This window comes from Acinetobacter sp. YH12152 (assembly GCF_013418285.1).
Classification (GTDB): Bacteria; Pseudomonadota; Gammaproteobacteria; order Pseudomonadales; family Moraxellaceae; genus Acinetobacter; species Acinetobacter amyesii.
On record NZ_VPCH01000011.1, the window covers coordinates 34630 to 56620 of the forward strand.

At 37.1% G+C, this 21991-nt stretch carries 16 protein-coding genes; 5 read left to right on the forward strand and 11 right to left on the reverse strand.

Annotated elements, in window-relative coordinates:
* Nucleotides 1-297 precede the first annotated feature (297 nt).
* Nucleotides 298-1215, forward strand: coding sequence for a DMT family transporter (locus tag FTU83_RS05640; RefSeq protein ID WP_180004610.1), 918 nt, complete (start codon nucleotides 298-300; stop codon nucleotides 1213-1215).
* A 123-nt stretch (nucleotides 1216-1338) separates the two neighbouring features.
* Entirely contained in the window at nucleotides 1339-2535 is a 1197-nt protein-coding gene (locus FTU83_RS05645) for an MFS transporter (RefSeq protein WP_180004611.1), read from the forward strand.
* Nucleotides 2536-2587: 52 nt separating this feature from the next.
* Here FTU83_RS05645 and FTU83_RS05650 read toward each other — a convergent pair whose 3' ends face one another.
* From FTU83_RS05650 to radA, 6 genes are all read right to left on the reverse strand, one after another.
* Nucleotides 2588-3232, reverse strand: a complete 645-nt coding sequence (locus FTU83_RS05650; RefSeq protein ID WP_180004612.1) for a HEPN domain-containing protein — start codon at nucleotides 3230-3232, stop codon at nucleotides 2588-2590.
* Nucleotides 3233-3329: 97 nt separating this feature from the next.
* A complete protein-coding gene (locus FTU83_RS05655) occupies nucleotides 3330-3740 on the reverse strand; it encodes a hypothetical protein (protein WP_180009025.1) in 411 nt (136 codons plus the stop codon).
* A 187-nt stretch (nucleotides 3741-3927) separates the two neighbouring features.
* Nucleotides 3928-5343, reverse strand: a complete 1416-nt coding sequence (locus tag FTU83_RS05660; protein ID WP_180105884.1) for a methylenetetrahydrofolate reductase C-terminal domain-containing protein — start codon at nucleotides 5341-5343, stop codon at nucleotides 3928-3930.
* 471 nt (nucleotides 5344-5814) lie between these two features.
* Nucleotides 5815-6642: an abortive infection family protein gene (locus tag FTU83_RS05665; protein ID WP_257222531.1), complete on the reverse strand. Its 828-nt coding sequence runs from the start codon at nucleotides 6640-6642 to the stop codon at nucleotides 5815-5817.
* Nucleotides 6643-6848: 206 nt separating this feature from the next.
* Complete coding sequence (locus tag FTU83_RS05670; protein ID WP_180105883.1) at nucleotides 6849-8267, reverse strand: helix-turn-helix domain-containing protein; 1419 nt, start codon at nucleotides 8265-8267, stop codon at nucleotides 6849-6851.
* A 179-nt stretch (nucleotides 8268-8446) separates the two neighbouring features.
* Entirely contained in the window at nucleotides 8447-9838 is a 1392-nt protein-coding gene (radA, locus tag FTU83_RS05675) for a DNA repair protein RadA (protein WP_180105882.1), read from the reverse strand.
* A 606-nt stretch (nucleotides 9839-10444) separates the two neighbouring features.
* Here radA and FTU83_RS05680 point away from each other — a divergent pair.
* The 3 genes from FTU83_RS05680 to FTU83_RS05690 are packed head-to-tail and all read left to right on the forward strand — an operon-like array spanning nucleotide 10445 to nucleotide 13192.
* Nucleotides 10445-11398, forward strand: coding sequence for a hypothetical protein (locus tag FTU83_RS05680; RefSeq protein ID WP_180105881.1), 954 nt, complete (start codon nucleotides 10445-10447; stop codon nucleotides 11396-11398).
* On the forward strand, nucleotides 11398-12504 hold the full coding sequence (locus tag FTU83_RS05685) for a hypothetical protein (RefSeq protein WP_180105880.1): 1107 nt from the start codon (nucleotides 11398-11400) through the stop codon (nucleotides 12502-12504). Before FTU83_RS05680 ends, FTU83_RS05685 begins: the two co-directional genes overlap by 1 nt.
* Nucleotides 12494-13192, forward strand: coding sequence for a hypothetical protein (locus FTU83_RS05690; RefSeq protein ID WP_180105879.1), 699 nt, complete (start codon nucleotides 12494-12496; stop codon nucleotides 13190-13192). Before FTU83_RS05685 ends, FTU83_RS05690 begins: the two co-directional genes overlap by 11 nt.
* Before the next feature lie 332 nt (nucleotides 13193-13524).
* Here FTU83_RS05690 and FTU83_RS05695 read toward each other — a convergent pair whose 3' ends face one another.
* The 5 genes from FTU83_RS05695 to FTU83_RS05715 all read right to left on the reverse strand — a co-directional run bounded on the left by FTU83_RS05695 (nucleotide 13525) and on the right by FTU83_RS05715 (nucleotide 21965).
* Nucleotides 13525-16575, reverse strand: coding sequence for a type I restriction endonuclease subunit R (locus tag FTU83_RS05695; protein ID WP_180105878.1), 3051 nt, complete (start codon nucleotides 16573-16575; stop codon nucleotides 13525-13527).
* A gap of 35 nt (nucleotides 16576-16610) precedes the next feature.
* On the reverse strand, nucleotides 16611-17858 hold the full coding sequence (locus FTU83_RS05700) for a restriction endonuclease subunit S (RefSeq protein ID WP_180105877.1): 1248 nt from the start codon (nucleotides 17856-17858) through the stop codon (nucleotides 16611-16613).
* Entirely contained in the window at nucleotides 17855-20092 is a 2238-nt protein-coding gene (locus tag FTU83_RS05705; RefSeq protein ID WP_180105876.1) for a class I SAM-dependent DNA methyltransferase, read from the reverse strand. The genes FTU83_RS05700 and FTU83_RS05705 overlap by 4 nt, the downstream gene beginning before the upstream one ends.
* A gap of 28 nt (nucleotides 20093-20120) precedes the next feature.
* Nucleotides 20121-20714, reverse strand: coding sequence for a restriction endonuclease subunit S (locus FTU83_RS05710; protein WP_180105875.1), 594 nt, complete (start codon nucleotides 20712-20714; stop codon nucleotides 20121-20123).
* Nucleotides 20715-21065: 351 nt separating this feature from the next.
* Nucleotides 21066-21965, reverse strand: a complete 900-nt coding sequence (locus tag FTU83_RS05715; RefSeq protein ID WP_180105874.1) for a hydrolase or metal-binding protein — start codon at nucleotides 21963-21965, stop codon at nucleotides 21066-21068.
* Between the last annotated feature and the right edge of the window lie 26 nt (nucleotides 21966-21991).

A 21991-nucleotide genomic window follows, 5' to 3' on the forward strand; every position in this document is an offset into this window, starting at 1 on the left:
CTATCCCTAAAAAACACTATTGCACCATTTGTGTGCAATTTTCACCTTAAATGTTTCAGCCTGATATATTTGACCTGCCGAGTCATGTTGAGATTAAAAAATTCAAAACCAAATTGGTCATTTCTTCCGCTGTTTTTCATGTTTGATCTAGCAATCCCTTATGCATAAAGGAATAAGTACTATTCTTTTTTGCATTTTTACTCGCACGATGCATTTTTTATAATCAAAATGACAGTTCAAACTTATCAGAACAATGCTGTCGAATTCGTTCAGTCGTCATGAGGCACACCTTAACTTATGTCAAGAAACCTTAGTCCGCACTTCATCGGTGCAATTTTTGCACTGATTGCTGCCTTCTTGTTTAGTACCAAAGCGATTTTTATTAAGCAAGCCTATGCACTTTCTCCTCTTGTCGATGCCACAGTCCTCATGGCTTTACGCATGATGAGTGCATTGCCGTTTTTCTTGGTCATTGCATGGCTGAGTCGACGTTCCTATCAAACGATTCAACGAAAAGATTGGGTGCTCTTGCTCATTTCCGGTCTAATCGGCTATTACTTTTCGAGTTGGCTCGACTTCCGTGGCTTGATGTATATCAGTGCTTCGCTTGAACGAATTATACTTTTCCTGTATCCCACATTAACTGTACTGGCTTCCGCTGTTTTATTCAAAAAGCCACTGAGTTTTAAAACCATCCTTGCCCTGATTTTAAGTTATGGCGGGACAGTGTTAGTGATGCTACAAGAACAAAGTACCACACCACATGATCAGTATTTTTGGCTCGGATGTAGTTTGGTTTTTGCCAGTGCCGTGTTATTTGCAATTTACTTATTACTCACGCCAGGCCTCATGCAAAAGTTTGGTTCTTTACACTTTACTGGTCTAGCCCTGAGCATAGCCTGCGTTGGGACGATTATTCATTTTCTATTTGCAACACCACAGCCTATCGCCTTGCTCCAACAACTCCCGAGTCAAGTCTGGCTGTATGGTTTAGCGCTAGGACTATTGGTAACCGTGCTTCCAACCATTTTGATGATGCAAAGTATCGTCCGACTTGGGGCTGCACAATCGGCTATGATTGCCTCTATCGGGCCCATTTTAACGATTTTACTGGCCGTCGCTTTATTGAATGAACACTTAAACCTATGGCAATGGGTCGGTTGCGGTCTGAATATGCTGGGTGTCTTGATGATCAGTCTCAGTAAGAAATCCTAAACGCGTGCGTGGATACAATTCACAGAGAAACACTTTAAGACCTGTTTGATTTTCCTTATAGTGACCACAACAGCGTGGCAGCAAATTCTTTGCATACGCTTCCGCCCAATATCTGGACAATTTATGAAAGCCTCGATCGACATTAGCCATGATAAAACCCTGTTGTGGCTTATGGCTGCTGCATGTGGTTTATGTGCGGGTGCCAATTATTATTGCCAACCTTTAGTGGCTTCTATCCAACAGAGCTTTCAAATTCCACAATCTGAAGTTGCGCTAACCGTCACCTTTGCGCAAATTTCTTATGCTTTGGGTCTACTGTTTATTGTGCCGATTGGCGATATTGTGAATAAAGCCAAATTTATTCCATTACTCATGCTTGGTGCGACTGTCGGTTTAGCCCTCTGTGCTTTTTCGACCAATCTATACATGCTTTGGGCAGGAACCATTATCACGGGGCTATTTTCAGTGGCTGCTCAGGTTCTTATCCCTTTGGTCACTGTTGCGATACGACCTGAAAAAATTGGGGCAGTTGTTGGCTTTTTAATGAGTGGGTTATTGGTCGGCATTCTGTTATCGACCAGTCTCTCTGGCTTATTGTCCTATCTGTTTCATTGGAAATCGATTTACATCCTCAGTGCGCTCTTGATGTTGGTATTAGCACTCTTACTCAAAAAACGTCTGCCCGTGGTCAGCATCACACGGATGCCCTACAGCCAAGTTTTCCAGTCAATGGGCGCATTACTCAAACATGAGCCACGGTTAATTTTCCGTTCTCTAATTGGAGGCTGTGTCTTTGCCGCGATGAGTATGCTGTTTTCCACCATTGCCATGTTACTGACTGAGCCACCTTTTCAATTGGCCGATGTTTGGGTCGGTGTTGTGACTTTAGTTGGTGTATTTGGTGCCCTATCGACACAGTGGATTGGGCGTTGGGCGGATTTGGGTTTCAACCGAAAATTAACTTGGCTCGGTTGCAGCATCTTGGCCCTCAGTTGGGGACTGCTATATTTGGGTGGAAGCTCCCTCGCCTTTTATATTTTGGGCTATGGTTTAATCAACCTCGGTTTGGCTATGGTACATAGCTGTAATCAAAATATTATCTTCCAACTCAACCCGATTGCACGCTCTCGAATCAATTCAATTTACATGACGTTTTATTTTGTCGGTGGTGCATGTGGTTCAGCTTTGGGCGTGTTTGCATGGCATCATGGTGGCTGGACCACCACCTGCATGACAGGGATTGCTTTAGTAATTGCTGCTGGATTTTTCGTATTAATCGATCAACTCTATACTGCACGGCAACTGAAATATCCACAATGAAATGTATGGATCATTGCTCTAAAGCCACAATAAGTGGCTTTATTTTTGCAAATTAACTGACCTGCACCACGGGATAAAAGGGTTTGCCTAAATCCAAGGTTTCTGCATTTTCCAAAAGAATCACCATAAACACCGGTAAGAGTGCCAACAGTATTGTGCAGCCGTCTTGAAGCTGTTTCCGATTGACCGAACTTTTATAGGTCGCGCCGCCATGAACCATTTGATTGCGTAGCGTATACATGCGATTGAACAGCACCATTAAAATATCAACGGAATCTTTTTCTTTAAGCGCGCGTAGTACTTTCTGTTTTTCATGCGCCAAGCCCTCTTTGCATGCGTCATGGCTAATTTTTTGATTTTGATAATCCCAAAAACCCTGATAAACATAGGGATTATCCAAAAACAACCGTATCGGCTGACTAAAACGCTCCCATAAAATATTATAGATTTTATGCTCTGCATCCTTTTGGCAAATCACATATAAAAACTGCCTTAAGCTTTGCTTGTCCTGAGCAATCTGTAAGTCTTGCGCATATATTGCGTTGAAGGACACCCACAAACTGATAAATTGCAAATCGAGGTCATCTTGAAGATCAATCGACTTTTTCAGCCAACTCAAACCTCGATGAATGCGTAAATTAAATTGGTCGGTATGTTCCGACTTTTTACTTTTGAATATTTCTTCAAGTAGCATCATGCCTGCTAAATTCCAATGGATAATTCGTTTATTTTTCTACCATTTGAACTTAGCGCAATTGTTTACCGGCATGCAATCAAAATATCTCTGTATTCAACTATTTGGTTTCATCTTGTGTGAGATAGGTATAACGTTCTAACAGATCATTTTCATCAAAAATCAATTCATAAGACATTTTCTTTCCATTAAAAACGGATTCGGCAGGTGTTCCTAAAAGTTCCCATAACCCCACGGTCGCCACATCTGCAGCACCATGCCAAAATGCACGTCCGACTTTACTGGCAGTCGAATAACCTTGGGTAAAAGTATAAATTTCATAGCGTTTGCCATTTTTATATTCAGAGGTGATCGGTGCGCCAAATTCAGCAATCACCAAGTTACGAGACAGCCCTTGTTGAATCATTTCGGTATTTTTCTTGTTTGGCTGCTTGCTTGCCATGACAACTGAACAGCCTGTTGTGCCTGACAATGTGAAAACTAAAGCTATTCCTAAGCAGGTCTTTTTCATCATGTGGTATTCCCCAAATTCTTCACATTTCTATTTTTAATTTTTGATTTTCATCTGCTGTTGATCTTAATTGTTTATTTCATCTTTTTCATTTTTTTATACGACTATTCGTCTGATTTTTAGAATGATTAGCGCTTGAAAGAATCACCTTTATGAAGGTTTTAGACTGAATAATGCTTTAAGTGAATTATTGTTCTGTTGGTGACGAATTCGGTGGAACAAACCAGTTTTTCCAAGAGCTACTGTGGCGAGTTTCAATTGCAACGGTAGGGATGAGCTCTTGCTTCAGCATTTTTTCTTGACCGACGGCTTTCGCCAACCGCGCTTTGACCGAGTGTATACACTCACGGTCTTCAAACTCACAGCGGTCAAGGTTGGAGCCACCACAGGGTCCATTGGCTAATCCTTTGGGACAGGTTTCAGGACAAATATATAAGGTTTCACCTAAACGACATTGTCCGCAACTTTCACAACCCACGATGCCATGTTTACTGATAAATTCTGTTTTCAGCAAGGCCGCATCAGCTTTCGGTTTTTGCCATAATTTGGCCGCAAAAATATAAGATCCCGCCCCTTTGGCCAGTTTTGAACTAAAAAATAACTCATGCATGACATGCATACTTTTATATTTCAAAACTTGTTCAACTGGAGCCTTATGGTTATTTGCGCCCGTCGGGTGGAAGTTCACATCGACACTAGAGCGCCAAAGCATCTTCCATTTTGCTAAACATTGTTCAAACGTTAATGTGGCAAATTGCAGAATTGCTTTTTGCAACTTCTCTTGTTCTTCTGCTTTATGGCAAGCCGATAAATGAACCCCTGCATAGCCCAATTGCTGACACATTAAAATTTGTAAGGCACAGCGAGCATAGACATTTTGTTCAGCTTGTATGGCATCAGTTTGCTGTTCTTGTTGCAAAAAATTTAATACATCTGCTGAAAGCACGATGCCTGCGACTTTTTGCTTGGCCATAAAGCGGGCACGGGTAAATGTCAGAGGCATGACACAAGCCAATACAGGTACATGTGGATAGTATTGCTGCATATAGTGTTGGTAACTGCTCAACACATCCATGTCAAAGCCCAACTGTGTAATCACATAGTCAGCGCCAGCTTGAATTTTTTTATTCAGTTTAAAATACTGCGCATCCTTTTCTGCTTCTGCATATTTAAAAGGATTAAATGCCACTCCTAAATAAAACCCGCCAAAGTCTTTGGCTGCCATGACTTGATTGACCGACTCTAAATAACGGCTCCGTAGAGTCGGATCATTTGCCCCATCCTGATGCTGCTTGAGTTTATCACCACTGAGCAAAAGTAAATTCTCTACCCCGTGCTGCTGAGCATCTTTCAGAAAAGTTTGAAAATCTGAGATATCTCGACCTTTCCCCGAATAATGCAGAATTTTTTCAATGCTTTGAGGGTAGTCTTGCATTGCTTCTAAAGGAGCAATATCCGTGTCACTTTGTACTCGGTCAGCCAATGTCATGCACACAGGAAAGCCTGCAAATGTCGTTGGGACCAGATGCGTTTTTTGCGTCGTTAGATATTCAAACGAGATACAAAACTGGCGTTGCAATAGATATTGGGAAAATAAAGACATAAAGGCAGGCAGTTAAATCTGCTGAGAAACCATACAATAAAGTTTATAAAATTATAGATTAATCACATAAAAATTTAAATTACTTAAGCCACACTTCCGACTTTTTCTAGCCTGACCTTGAATATGTCACGCTAGCAAGACCATGCCCCAAACCACAATTTATGCTAATATTGCGCGCGTCTTGAAATGCGGTTTTTTTCATCGTATTTCAGACAGCTTTTGGTATTTCTTCACCATTTTCCATTTCGTTCTTCCATCTTGTTCTTTTAAGGCGTGTTTTTTTAATGACTGATCTCCAACCCATTGAAAATAAACTTCAACCACGAATTAGTGTTGCGCCAATGATGGATTGGACACTTAAAACAAATTTAACTAACCAAATCAAAAACTTAATTAAATAATATTCTTAGAATGGCGTAAAAATGGCGTAAATTTTCTATTAAAAATATTTACATATTTTACTAAATACTTTTAGATCGCAATTTTATTCTTTTTGTGACTCCATGATTCAAGTAAAAATAGTGCGATAGTATGAGCAGAATGAATAGCAAGTCTGGCATGTCTAGGCTGCAAATTATACGTCCGAACACCCGCTCCATGTGCAGAACTCGCATGAGTCCTTAGCGCAGAAATACCGTCGACTGTACTTACTATCCCTGATATTATTTTTAATATATCTTCATCCTCAATGGAATCTGTACTGATATTCAAATCTTTTCTAACAACTGTAAATAAAGCTTTTAAATCCTGTTTATTCGGCTTCTCCAACTTATTTTGTTCTATATATACTTTACAGATAGACTCCAATATATTGCTAGCTGCTGACACCGCTTCACGTGGGCTAGATTCAACATTATTAATTGCTCTGTCAAACTCCTGATTAATTGATGCAACATCTAACTCTTTAATTAACTGTTCCAATGTCCTTGAAGAACTATTCAAATTTCCAAATAAAATATTTCCGTTCATGTAAACTAAGGAATTATCAGCGAGATTCTTTTTAATTTTTTCTATAGCTTTCCAGTAATTATCCAGTGACTCTTCACTCAAGTTCTGAAAAGGACATGTTTCAATATATCCCTCAAGGATGCGCCCCAAAACTTTTAATGGATTTGCGGATAAATCCCTATTAGTATTCATCAACCATTGTTTTACCTTAACAGGCTTACTACCTTGAGGAGCCTCTCCTGTAGCTAAAGTATACATTAAGAGTGAATCAATTGAAGCATGGGTCTCATAATCTGACAAAAAGTCAGAAATCAAACTTATTGTAGATAAAGGAATTAAATGATTACTCATTAAAATCAATTCTCTGTAATTAAATTATTTTTTGATTTCTTCAAAGCCATATTCACTTCATATCAGTTTGGCTATGATAATGACACTTACTAGTATCTAATTATACTATCTTTGATTCATCACTAAAATCAAATGTCGAACATGATCGCCAGCGTGTACGGTAGCTTGATCGGCAACATGTACGGTGGCTCGATAAACAACTAAAATTACTCAATTTCTTTTTTTACTAACCAATACCCACGTGTTCCACCAACACGCTCAAGCCAACCTGCATCTTTTAAATGATTGAGGTGCTTTTTTACTGCCGAATTATTGATACCCAACTGTACCGCCATATCACGATAAGAAATTTTAGGATTTTGTTGAATTAAAACTAAAATCTCATTTTGTCGGTCAGTCAATATTTCAGTGTTTACCATTGAGCCACCTGAATCTTCGATTGAGCCACCTATTGAGCCACCTATTGAGCCACCTAATGACTCAATCACAGGACGATATAACTTCACATCAAAAAAATCACCAGTTTCCAAAAATTCAGGTGTGGTTAAATGTTCTGCTTCACAGATTTGTTTTATCCGTTGCAGACCACTACCCCAATGCTCAATATAACCTAGCTCTCTAAACACACGAGCCAATACTCGATTACGAATTTCTGAACGTCCTTGCAACAAATCTGCTTCAGTTAAACCATTAGGTAATCCACCTGGAGATACAATATTGATCAAATCATCATAAACAGCAACTTTAATATTGCGTCCAAAATTACTATAGTCCCGATGAACATAAGCATTGACTAAGGCTTCACGGATGGCATTTTCTGGAATTTCCAAATAATCGTAACGCTTTAATCCACGAATCTCTGCACGTAAAGACAAATGATTTTTAATAAAAATTTCTGTTTGCTCAATTTGAGAAAACAAATCTCCTGTATATTCTTTACGATCTAAAAACACGCTCATATTTGTGCCTTTAAATCGGGCACACTGGGTCATGACATGCTCATATTTACCCAATAAAATCAATAAGCCATGACTGGCATAATGCTGCCCTTGTTCCTCTATAACCAACTTTAGGTTCAGCATTTTTTCTAAGGTAAGTGCCTTATCAGCAGCTTTAAAAGCCGTTTCCAATACTGTTAAATCTAGTTTTTCTAAAGGGTATTGATAATTTGCTAACGAATCAAAACTCACATTGAGGCGTTGCAATTCCAGTTGTTGAATATTCTCAGGTGATGCGACACGGTTACTTGCACCTAAGCGGATATACGTACCTTGCTCACGCCCCACAGATTTAAGATAGTATGGAAATAAACTTCCCCGAGCCACTTCCACAACCAATAATTCTACGCCTGCAATATTTTCAATATAGATTTGTGCTGCCAGTTGCGGACTGCACAACTCATAAATCATTGAGGTAATTTTATCTTGCAGGTCAAAGATATCTTCTCGAATCCCAACCAACTGCCGATCATCCGAAACCCCAACAATCAACTTACCACCACTACTATTTGCAAAGGCGATTAAAGTCTTGGCGATTTGCTGGCCTTTAGGTAACTGCTGTTTAAACTCTAGCGTCTTGCTTTCGCCTTTTTGAATTTCTAGCAGTAGTGGATGTTCAGCATTCATTAGCTATCTTTCAATTCTCTTCAGTATGGATTTTCAATACGGTAATACTGGCAATAAATTAAGTAGATACCACAACAAAATTTTACCTGTACCATAATCGCTACTTTACTAGATGAAGCTCATTTTTTACAGCAAACGCCGTAGATAATGTCAGGTAAAACCAATTTGATCTATCCTACTTACTCAAGCTGCTCACTATTTTGATCAAAAACAATTTGTAAGACTTGGTACAGATACTCCACAGCAATCACTCGCATAGAGTCCAAAGCTTGCTTTGGCTGATTCACTTTAGGTACGACTACAGTTTTAAATCCGTTCTTTTGTGCTTCCTTTATACGTTCCTGTGCATTGGGTACAGACCGAATCTCGCCAGACAAACCTACTTCACCAAACACAGCCATATCGTGAGGTAAGGGTTGATTTTTTAGGCTCGATACACAAGCCAATAGAACAGCTAAATCTGACGCTGTTTCTGTAATTTTCAATCCACCCACAATATTGACATAGACATTATGTTCAAGAATATCCACGTTGGCTTGTTCTTTCATAATGGTCAACAGCAAAGTAAGGCGATTATACTCCAGTCCTAAAATAAGTTGTCTAGGTGTAGTTTTTGTTTCACTCACTAAAGCCTGTACTTCGACTAAAAATGGTCGCACCCCATTTCGACTGACCATGACAACAGAACCAGCAACTGCCTCACCATAGCGATCCAAGAAAATCGTTGCCGGATTTATAACTTCCCTTAGCCCCTGATCTGTCATCTCAAAAACACTTAATTCATTTACAGCCCCAAAGCGGTTTTTAACAGCTCTCATCATTCGATACTGTAAGTCACTTTGCCCCTCAAAATACAATACGCAATCAACCATGTGTTCCAGTACACGAGGGCCAGCCAATACACCATCTTTGGTCACATGACCAACAATAAGTAAAGACATCCCTCTTTGTTTTGCAAGTCGGGTTAAAATTGCAGCAGATTCTTTAATTTGTGATGTACTGCCTGATGCAGCAGGAATAGCCTCCGTATATAAAGTTTGAATGGAATCCAAAATCACCATAGAAGTTTTTTGTTCCGTTAATATCTCACAAATGCGTTCTACTTTCGTTTCTGCCATGACATCCAGTCTGTCCAGTGGCAAACCTAATCGTTTAGCCCGCATAGCAACTTGTGACAGTGACTCCTCCCCTGTGATATATAAAACCGATTGATTTTCTGCGATATGCGTAGCAGTTTGTAAAAGTAGCGTTGATTTGCCTATGCCAGGATCACCACCAATTAATACCACTGATCCAGTGACTAGCCCACCACCTAATACACGATCAAATTCTCCTATACCTGTTGAACACCTAAGTTCCTGACTCATCTTCACCATATTTAATTTGGTAATATGATGTTGTTGTCCTGCATAGCCAGAATGACTTAAACCTGCTGTAGCCCGATGTTGAGCCTTTCGTTCAACTGTTGTTTTGCTGAAACTATTATATGCTCCACATTGAAGACACTCTCCAATCCACGTATCCTCCTCCTTGCCACAATCACGACATACATAAACTGTAATTTTAGCCACTGTAAAAACTCTAGTTTTTAATCACCTAAAGCACCCTATCAAGTTGATTTTTCAATCTCAAGTAAGGCGGTGAAATAAGGGGGAATTAGTTGAAAATGTAGGGAAAATGCTGCTAAATGATATACAAGATGGTTCATAAATGCTCACGGTAAAAATACCCAAAACTATTATCATCCGCAAAACTCATCCAGCTCTATCAAGTTATCCAATAACCCACCGAAAAATTAACTATTAGGATTAGGTCTAAATCAGACATATGGATGGCATTTCCGTTTATCAGCTTTTCATCAAGATCTGAAGTAATATTTTTATGTCCCTGTATATAGTCAGTTATTAAATTAAAACTAATTTTTACTACTTATAAAAGATCAAGTAACTGAATATAAAAAACGAGGCTTACGGATAGCGAAAAGAGAAGAAATTATGGTATGTCTTTGCTATTATAGAATTTAATTGTTAATTTAAATCACAAGCTCTATAGAAGTCAAAATTAATAGTTAATTTTGATGTAGGTCAAGAAGTGACAGGAATAAATGCTCGCATTATTGATTTGTATATGAGAATCCGTTTTCTAAAATTTAGAATAATCTAATGGAGCCAAAAATAATGGCAGAGACTCAAAACATTGGTGAGATGGCCAAAATAATGTCTGAAGACATATTTAGTTACTTTGGTTGGTCAAAATCAAAACCAGAAGATCAAAATTGGAAATGTGAGGACTTAGATCATAATAAAAAAACACACCCTGCAGACGTAGTGTTTCATTACAATGATCCATATACCAACACTTTAAACTTCATTCATACAGACTTGAAAAGTTTTAGTGAAAGTACACTCGAAAAATTAGATCTTGAATCAACTCTAACTAGTCTATCAATGCAAGTTCAATGTGCAGAAATTAGTGATGAGTGGCAGAAACTTTACTCAGGGCAAGAAACAGATTATAGAATTCATGGAATGCTGTTTATTTATAACCATGATGGGCAGTATACAAAATCATTTACAAGTAAACTTCAAAAAGTTCCTTCTAATATTTTTAATCTACCGAAGCAAAGTAAAATATACGTATTAGATCCTAATGATATATTTTGGTTAAACAATGTTGCATCTCATATTGGAAAACTTCTTGAAAGAAAAGTATTAACAGAAAACTATACTTTCTTTTACCCTCAACGCAAAGATCAAGCCACCATTGGTTCTAGCAAATCAGCCACCATAGATCTACTTAAATCCCCATTTTTCATAATTGAAGATAAGGAAAAAAGTTGTAAAGTAATATTTTATAGACCCTCAGGTGAAGAAGTTGATGAGTTTATCTATTTGATTGACTACCTTCGACATCATCAAATTCTAGAGCAGGGAAATTCCATAAAAATTTTTCAACTAGAACAAGATCAATTTGCCCCTATAAATTTTACAACTGCAATCAATAAATGTAAAAGCATACTAAATATTAAAGAACCAAATCTAATTGAGCTCCTAGATAGTATTGAACATCAGAAAATTAAAAGATTTACGACCGAATTTAGTGAGTTAGAAATTGGAATGGGTATTAGATAATGAAAAAATTTGGTTTTGATAATTTACTCGTCTCTGATCGTGAAATATTTGATGCACTATATAGCCAAAAACAGAAACTACCTGATGAAAAACTTTTAGCCATTTGTAGAAATATAGGGATTTTTTTATCAACGAATGAAAGTAGAGAAAGTATTTGTCAATATATTTCCACACAGTTCAAGGATTGGTATAGCTTAAAAACCATTTTGGATAATTTAAACTATAATGAAAAAAGTAAGAAAACTTCTTCCTTACTGATTTCAGGTGCTTCGTTGGCAGACTTCAAAGAAGTAATCAAAGATATAGCCCCACAATTTTCTGATAATCAAATGAGCCATAAAGGTGTAGGTGTTAATAAATACGAAGTAAATTTAACAACTTCGACACTCGAAAGAAGTAATACTAGATTGATTCAAAAACCATTAACAGATCAATCTATTTCGGTAGAACAAAATGGTAATGACGTCGTATTTAGATATGATTCTGATGAAGTTCTTGACCCTATTGTAAATAAAATCATAGAAAAGGTGGCAGGTGCAAAACACCAAACCTTTAAGAAAAAAGAAATTACTTTATCAAATATTTTATTATCTGAATATAGAACAACTTTTTTTCTCAATCTAATTGTAATGGATGATAAAAAGTATTCTTTGCATGATGTAAAACGAATAAAAGTTCATCATAACTCTAAAAACTCAGTAATGGACTTGGATCCAAATGATTTAGAACCTAGCAAAGACTCTGGCTTCCTTAAAACCGCTCATCTATCTGGTTCATCACTACACACAAATACACTATATCAAGGATTAAGAGCTCTAGGCCATTACATAACAGAAATAACATGGACTGTAGAAGATTCAAAAAATAATAGATTGATTGAAATCAATGCTGGTTTTAATAACCCAAAAGAATGTACTCGCTTCTTTTATGACATAAAAGGAACATACAAAAAAAATATAAAAGGTGAAAATTATACGACAGAAAGACACAAGATCTTAGATACTGAAAAAGCGGAGTTTTTAAAATTTTTCGACAAGTTCCTGTACATGACCTATGATCAGATCGTAACTGAATATGATAACCAATTGGTAAAAGATGATGAATAAAATAAGCTTTTATGATGCATCCTTTCCTTGTGACTTTGGTGATATACCATCACGTTTAGAACGTGAGACCCAAAGAAATGAGTCTGAGAGTATAAAAGTTGTAAAAAAACGTACTTCCTATATAGAGTGTGTTTTTAATTACAAAAATATTTTTATTGAGGAATACTTAGACCTAAATAATAATTTAAATAAATTAGAGAGAATGAAAGTCGAAACTACTATCTTTAGAATTTATAAATTCAGCACGAATAATTTTATAGTCTTTGATCAACCTAGAAGCATATTAAAATTACGTAATCTATTATCTAAAATTTTTAATTTTCAATTTTCCTTAAATAAAAAGACTTTAAATTTAGATAGTTTTGTAAAAAATAATCTCGAATCGATTAACCACATTTCCAAAATTGATGCTCGTGAAATTATTCATCCAAACAATATCTTTGAAAAGAAAATTCTTTACACACAGAGCTTTGATAATGATTTATTCGATTTTTTCGGTAAAAAATTAACTACTAAATCTTATAAAATATTCAAAATAGATTTATTCTTTAATGATATGCCTACAGTTAAAATCACGATTTCCTATGACTTCAAGTTTGTTTTTTCGAAAATAGATCATGATAATTTTTTATTATTTCTAATGAAATCTCAAAATAATATTGAATCTCTTAAAATAAATTTCAATTAATTTTTGGATTTCTCTCAATATTCTAAGACACAAAACAGTCTCATTTTGAAGCTATCTCAAAGACATAATATGCTTGATATTCTTTTTATAAACATCTCTCGTGCTCGAACAGTCCTGCAACTCCCCTCCATCCCACATCGATTTAGTTTTTTCTGACTGGGACGGTAATACTCTCATTTTGACTAGCTGGCTGACTTTCAATCACTATATATAAATGATTGGACCATTAATTAGTTAAAATTCATAGATATACTTACTCTCATCAGTTTGGGTAACACCCAAACTAATCAAGTAATTATAGATTTTTTACAATTTGGAAATGAATGAATCATTTAAGATACCATCTTTTTCGTCCGTGTATAAATATGCTTCGCCAATCGCTCAGCAACTTTTTTACGCAATTCATCCGTACTCATAACCTTATTACAGACTTCCTCATTTCCTGCAAGGCGAACAAGAAACAGATCAATCAACTTTCCAGATAAGTACTCTGTAAAACTGTCTAAAGAATTTGCGTTCACTGCTTGTACAATTTCTTCATTTTCGATGGCTGCTTGCTCAACCTGATCAAAGAACAATTGATCAGCTACTGTAAAGTCTGTACCGAACGCCTCATTCAACTCATCAATCAGATGCGATACATTATCAGTAGATTCTGCCTGCCCTGTTCCCACATCTGTAGAACCTTTCAAGGCATTCGCTTCACCATGCCCTAAATCGATACTATTTTCACTTAACTTCTGTAGGCGATAAAATTGAAGTTCAACAATTTTAGATAAATCAACTTCATTTTCTTTAGAGCCTTTCGGTAACTTTTGCAGTAAAGCTTTTAAATATGCATATCGTTGCTCATGCTCTGAATCTGTAAAGTCCATGATTTGCGAGACAAACAGATATAAATTTAAATAGCTTTGTAATTGGCTTTTAAATAGTTTTTGTTGCTCTTGTTGATGCACAAGATCATCAGGATGAATTTTCTTATATTTGTCAACAGCACGATCAATAATACTATTTAACTGTTTATGTTCATGACCTGTTAGCTTGCTTCGATCCTTAAACCAAATGTTTGCAAACTCATTTAAATCAGCATCAAAGTAAAACTTCCATTGATCCAATGTATGACCAAGCTCATTCAACTTTTGCTCATTTGGAATATCGCCAAGTTTAGTCAACTCGTAAAATGGTTTAAATGCTTTATAAATGTCTTCATGGGTATTCACAAAGTCCAATACAAAAGTATCTTCTTTACCATAAGCACAACGGTTCAGACGAGATAAGGTTTGTACTGCTTGAATTCCCGATAGCTTCTTATCTACAAACATGGTGTGTAGTAAAGGCTGATCAAATCCTGTTTGATATTTTTCAGCAACCAAGAGTACTTGATAATCATCTGTGTCAAATTGATCAGGTAATTCAGTTTCTTTAAAACCGTTCATTTTAGGTTCTGTATATTCAGTACCATCGACCTCTAATTTCCCTGAAAAAGCGACTAAAGACTTAATCCCTGTATATTTTTTTTCTTTAATATATTCATCGAATGCCAGCTTATAGCGTACTGCTTGTTCACGAGAATTCGTTACAACCATTGCTTTGGCACGACCACCAATTCGGTGCATCGTCACTGTTCTAAAATGCTCGACAATGATTTCTACTTTCTGAGCGATCACGCTTGGATGCATGGAAACAAAACGAGCCATCAAAGCTTTGGTTTTATTCTTTGCAAGTTCTGGATCATTGTCAGCAATTTTGATTAATTTATAGTATTGCCCATAAGTCGTATAGTTTGCCAACACATCTAAAATAAAGCCTTCCTGAATAGCCTGTTTCATACTGTAATGATGAAACGGAGCTTCTCCGTTATCACCTGCTTCATCAAAGCAAGCGAGTGTTTTCCATTTGGGTGTTGCAGTAAAAGCAAAGAAACTTAAATTAGGTTGGCGACTACGCTTTGATGCTTCTGCAAATAAATGCTTTTTCACATCATCGGTGAGTTCGCTTTCATCCTCATCGCCATCATCTAAAAACTCTTGAGCAATCGCAGATTCAATCCCATCTTTATTTAGAATTTTGCGTAGCTCCATTGCTGTTTCGCCACTTTGTGAACTGTGGGCTTCATCGACAATAACAGCGAAACGCTTTCCTTCTGTACTCAAATCAACCTTAATTCCTTTTTTCGCTTGGGTACGAATAGATTGCATGATGTATGGGAATTTTTGGATTGTGGTAATAATGATCGGTACATTTGAAGCTAAGGCATTGGTGAGCTGTAAGGTGTTCTCATCAATCTTTTGTACCACACCATCTTTATGCTCAAATTGTGCAATGGTATCTTGTAACTGGCGATCAAGTACAATACGGTCAGTAATCACAATAATAGAGTTAAATATTTTCTGATCATCTGCATTGTGCATCGATGCCAATTGATGTGCGAGCCAAGCAATGGTATTTGACTTACCTGAACCTGCTGAGTGCTGAATTAAGTAGTTATGACCTGAACCGTTGGCTTTACTATGTTTTGTGAGTTTACGCACAGCATCTAATTGATGGTAACGTGGGAAAATCATTATTTCTTTTTCGATATATCGAAAACCTGTATCCGTTCTAATCTTTTTGCTTTCTACACTCAAATGCATGTAGCGCGCAAAAATTTCCATAAAGCTATGACGCGCTAAAGTTTCCGTCCATAGGTAATGCGTGCGTACATCACCTTCTACAGGAGGATTACCCTTACCGTTTAAATAACCTTTGTTGAAGGGTAGAAAAAAGGTATTTTCTCCATCCAACTTCGTGGTCATATAGACGTCACAAGTATCTACTGCAAAATGAACCAAGGTACGTTTTTTAAAGTCGAATAAACGTCCTTTGGCATTGCGATCTTTTTTAAATTGAATTTTGGCATCTTCAACATTCCAACCCGATGCTGAAAACTCATTTTTAAGTTCAAGTGTGACTAGTGGAATACCATTTAACGAAAGCACCATATCTGGAATTTCATTAAATTCTGTATGAAGCTGTCTGGTACATTTGAGTACGTTGGCATCATATTGTTCTTGAGTGGTTTTATTGATGCTGGTATTCGGTGCAAAGTATGCCATTTTGATTTTTTTACCAAAGCATTTAAAGCCTTGGCGTAAAACTGATAGAGCACCTTCCGTATCTAACGCATGTGCTAAATCATTGACAATACGAGTTTCTGTTTCATCTTTACATGAGTTATGGATTTTTTCCCAAGTTTTTGGTTGCGTTTCCTGAATAAAGGCAACGATATCTTTAGGAAATAGAGCAATTCTTGGGTCATAGTCTTTAGGGTTGCCTTTTACATAACCGCCAGCCGTTGTTAAGCTTTGTTCGATGGCTTGTTCAAAATAATATTCGCTATGCATGGCATTTCCCCCCAAAAAAATATGACCCAATATTTTTAGTTTACTTTAAGATTTCGAACATCAATCTTCCCTGTCACCACTTGCGTGATTAAGGTTGAGCGATATTCTCTTAGCGTTTGAATTGTCTTATTTACTGTTTCAAGTAATTTATCTAAGGCTTCTAAGTTAGTATCTAAATACCTAACAATTTCTAATTGCTCACTCATTAAAGGAATACACACTTTTTCAGCCTTAACTTGTGTCCCTGTTAAAAGTGGTTGAGCCGTTTTAGAAGCCAATTCATTTAAATTTCTAGATCTTAATAAATAAACTAAATAATTTATATTGAATTTATCTGAAATCAATTTAATTAACAGTGCATTATCATTAATCCATGATTCATAATCAATAAAATGAACATTGCCACATAGAGCACCTACCCGTCCTACAGCAATACACTCTTTTTTATAATTAGAATTTTCAGTAAAACCTAATAAACCATTACCACCAATAACTGGTATATAATTAAATTCGTCTGCGTCTCTCAGAATTTTAGAACTTTCTAAAGCATCACCGCTATTACAAGATATAAAATATCTTAAATTCGCAATATCCCAACTTCTAGGCACCTTCCCTAACCATTCAACGCCACTCTCTTTCATTTCCACATCAGGATTTAAACCCTTAGTCACTGCATGAGAAATCAAAGCCACGCGCTGTTCAGCCAATTTCTCCAATAAAATTTCTTGCTTAGCAATTAAAGCATCAACTTGGGCAAGACGTTTATCTAAAAAACCTACGATGATTTTTTGTTCATCCAAACTTGGATAAACCATTCTAAATGAAGAAATATCATCCCAACTTGCACGAGGCATTTTAGAGCCAAAAGTTGTTCCGTTAACTTCATTAATGAAATCTTGCGATAAGCAGTAATAACTTAAAAACTTTGGATAAATTACTTCAGAAGATCTAAACACCAAAGCTTCGGTAGAAGATAAACCTTCTTCTTGAGCTAAAAAAACTTTAGCTAAATAGGGTCTTAGCTTACCAAATAGAACATCTTCCTTTTGGAATCTATGACCTATCCCCTCACTTTCAATCTCTACTGAATCAAGTAATTTACCTGTAAATGATTCAATATTTTCTAAACCAAAATATCTAAGATCAGATTCTTTGGCATCAACTTTATCCCCTACATTAGCAACTACAAATTTCATGCGTTTAACATCCCAATGGCTAGGGATTTCCCCTAACCATTGCACGCCACTATCCTTATAACTTTCGTAACGTGGTAATTGGCTCATGCAGACAAACCTCCTAACATCTGCATAATCTCCTGCTCAAGCTGAACAATCTCAGACTTAATCTCCTCTAAAGGGCGTGGTGGCTCATACACGTAGAAATGACGGTTAATTGGAATTTCATAACCCACTTTAGTTTTACTATAATCAATCCACGCATCAGCCACATGCGGTAAAACTTCCGCTTTTAAATAAGCTTCGCAATGCGCTGTAACCAATGGCAATAACTTAGACAAGTCAGGCTCTTTGTCATAATTCACAGGCAAAGGTAAAGTCAAATTGTCAGGGAATGAAACAAGTTCCGTATCACGCAATTGCGTATCTGGCTCAATATTCCCTTTACTGTCTTTGCAGACATCCGCAGTTTGATCACGCTCAGACAACGCTTCCAAAATCGCTTTCTTCACAGGTGCGCCAAGTTTAAAGCTTAATCCTTTTAGAATTGGATCAAGTACTTTTAAAAATTCATCACGATTTTTCCAAACTTGATCAGAAATTTTTTCTGTAAGTACCTGTTTAATTTCTTCTTGCTGCAAGCGACCTGCTGCTTCTTCCTTTGCAATTTCAGCAGTATCTTTTACTTTCTTACTCTTCGCTAAGCCTGCAAAAGCAGATTGATCATCCAACAAGGCAATACGTTCAGCAGATATTGTAAAATTCAACCGTAAAGGGCGTTCTACAGTCAGCTTTAAATAACCAAAGTCTTGATTATTGAAAATCTTTGAACACACCTTTGCCTCACCAGCTTTGGTTTGGATCAATGCACTGGTGTCTTGGTCTTTAAATTTCGAATAAAACTTAGTCAGTTCAGCAATATGAGCTTTAGATAACTCATGACGCTTATTACCCAAACTCTTCGCCATCTTTTGATAATGTGTTGTACCATCAATGAGCTGTACTTTACCTTTACGCTGTTCAGATTTTTTGTTCGAAATAATCCAGATATAAGTATAAATACCTGTGTTATAGAACATCTGATCAGGTAAAGCGATGATCGCTTCAAGCCAATCATTTTCGATAATCCAACGACGAATATTACTTTCACCACTGCCTGCATCACCTGTAAATAATGGTGAACCATTAAATACCACAGCAATACGTGAGCCTTCCCCACCATTTTCAGGCGAAGGCTTCATTTTAGAAATCATGTGTTGAGCGAACAATAATGATCCGTCATTGATTCGTGGCAAGCCTGCACCAAAGCGACCTGAAAAGCCTTGCTTCTCTTCCTCATCAATAAAGTCTTTTTGGTTTTTCCATTCCACACCAAAAGGAGGATTTGAGAACATATAGTGGAAGTCTTTATCTGCATGACCATCACGTGGAACATACCCATCTTTTTCCTTGGCATTTTTCACACCAAGCGTGTCGCCATACACAATGTTTTCAGCAGGTTCATCTTTAATCAATAAGTCAGAACAACAAATCGCATAAGACTCAGGGTTATATTCTTGCCCATAGACATCAAGGCTAATCTTCTCATTGTATTTCTTAAGAAATTTCTCCGACTCAGACAGCATCCCGCCCGTACCCGCCGTTGGGTCATAAATACTACGGTGCACGCCTGCTTTAATCAGCTCATCCTGATCTTCTTCAAAGATTAAATTCACCATCAGCTCAATCACTTCACGTGGAGTAAAGTGATCCCCTGCTTCCTCATTTGCCTGTTCATTAAACTTACGTACTAACTCTTCAAATAGGTAGCCCATTTGTAAGTTACTTACGCTACTAGGCGCAAGGCTTAAACCTGATTCAACCAAACCATTACGGAACTCTTGAAAGACTTTATATAAACGGTTTGCATCATCAAGTTTTTCAATTTCTTTCGCAAATTCAAACTTGGCAAAAATATCCTTCGCTTTAGGTGAAAAACCATCAATATACTTTGTTAAATTTGCCGTGAATTGATCTGGATCATCCAACAGTTTTTGTAGATTAAAACCACTGATGTTATAAAGATTTTGTTTACGATTTTTATCCGCAATTTGGCTCAACTGCTTTTGTAAAAAGACATTTGGGGTTTTATCTTGCAAATTCGCCACAGCTTTTTCATAGCATGCTTTCATCTCATCTGCATACGGTGCAAGAATCGCATCAAAACGCCCTAATACAATTAACGGCAACATCACACGACGATACTGCGGTGGACGATAAGGTCCACGAATAATATTGGCAATACTCCAAACTAGTCCAACAAGTTTAGAATGCTGTGGGTGTTGATTTACTTCATTTGTCATTTTCATTTCTCCAATTCAAAAATTCGGTTTATTGCGCCACTTTGGCTTGCACTAAAATTTGTTCGCTCTTCGCTTGATTGTATTCAGCTCTTAAAGCTGTCAATTGTTTGAATATTAAAGCTTCATTGTGTGCTTCTTCGGCAAGTCGAAGAATCTCTTCTTGTTGAAACATAGAGGGAATAACTATTTCAGCTTCTTTTAAGGTCGAAATACTGAGCATCATGAGCAATGATCCTCGACTATTCATTTCAAAATAAGATCGCATTGCTTGTGAATGATTAAAGTACCAAGCTAAAAATTCGGGTTTAATTTCATCAACCTTTAAATTTACAACGATAAATTGATTACTCACAGCAACCTGATCCAGTTGCTGACCTTTGAATACATATGCTCGTGGTTCCCCACGAGCAACCACAATGAGTGAATTATGCTTTAAATATTGTGGCTTCGAATCATAAGACCACTCAAGATCAACCAGTTGATCATCTAAAATGATGACTTGTTCCTTGGTTAAATCCTTAATTTGAATCGTTTTTAAATCAAAAGCATTTACTGATTTTTCAGGGGGGCGTTGCGTAAACCCTGTATAAATCTCAGCAATATTTTTTAATTTTGTCTCCATAGTCCTTCCTTTAATAAACTTGGAGTACTTTGTTATTTTTCAGATATAATCTGTTTAACAAAGTCTCCTGTGATTAGTGAGTTTTGTTTTGAAAAATTACTGGTTTGGCAATTAGCTAATTTTTCAAATTCACGCAGTAGAACTTCTACTGAAGTTTTTTACTGCGTGAAGTCACTATACTGTGCTGCATTCACTAATGCAAATATTTTTTGCACTTTTTTACGTACTGCAAATAAATAAAAAATAAATTCATTATTTCATACACGGTTAAGATGAATTAAAAACCAACAACCTATTATTGCTCAAATAAAAAAATAAGGGAGCAAAAGCCCCCTTACTATTAAAGCTTACCTAGTTCAAAGCCTGTACAGATTGCTGTAGCCCTTTCTTGATATCCTGAACATCTACCATGTCTTGTGCTTGATAGTGTTGCTCATGTTTAGCTGAATCATCCGAATAAAACTCCTCCACAATATCCAGTCCCTCGTCACCTCCCACCTCAAAACTAGCATTGCCATAACCCTGCCGTGCCACATGATCCAACGCCTCCTGATAAAACCCTGCGGCTTTGCTTTGTTCATCAATCTGCTTAGCTGATGTAATTGCCTCTTGCAGGTTGATTCCATCACGTAAAGTTAAATCCACGTAATAAATCGGAGTGCGGTAACTTTGAGTGGTACTTTTTCCTCGTAAGGTCAATTGCAACGGTAAGCATGATAGTAAGTCACCCGATGCAGCATGGTAGTAACGAAGCCGTGCTGCCAATGTCCGAATGCTATTAAAGCCTGTGGTTCTAAAGATAAACGTCCCAAACTCATCCGACTCATCCAGATTGACATACAGCCTGCCATAAGGCTTACACAGTCCGCCTTGTGCCAGTGGGCATAGATCAGGTGATGGACATGGATGCTGCTCAATGCCGTTCTGTCCAAGTCGCTGACAGGTTTCACCATTGCCTGAGCAGATTAAGCGTCCTGTTTGTCGGTCAAACAGGCTGTACTCTGCCCGAAGATTGAGTTCAGGTTCATTAAAGATCATACGGGCTGGAATGGTTCTAAGTTTCTGATTTTGTGCCTTTTCCCGAAGTTGTTCATCCAGTGGATGTTTCACCCAGCCATCCTTAGTCTGGATTTGGCTGGTAATGGTAAACTGGTCATCCTTTTCAGGTAGACGTTTGCCATTTTTTTCAACGATCTTGCCAATGCTGATACGTCCCAACACAGGTGGGGTAATTGCTAAACCTTTAATCATGGTGATTATCCTTTATTGCATTTGTT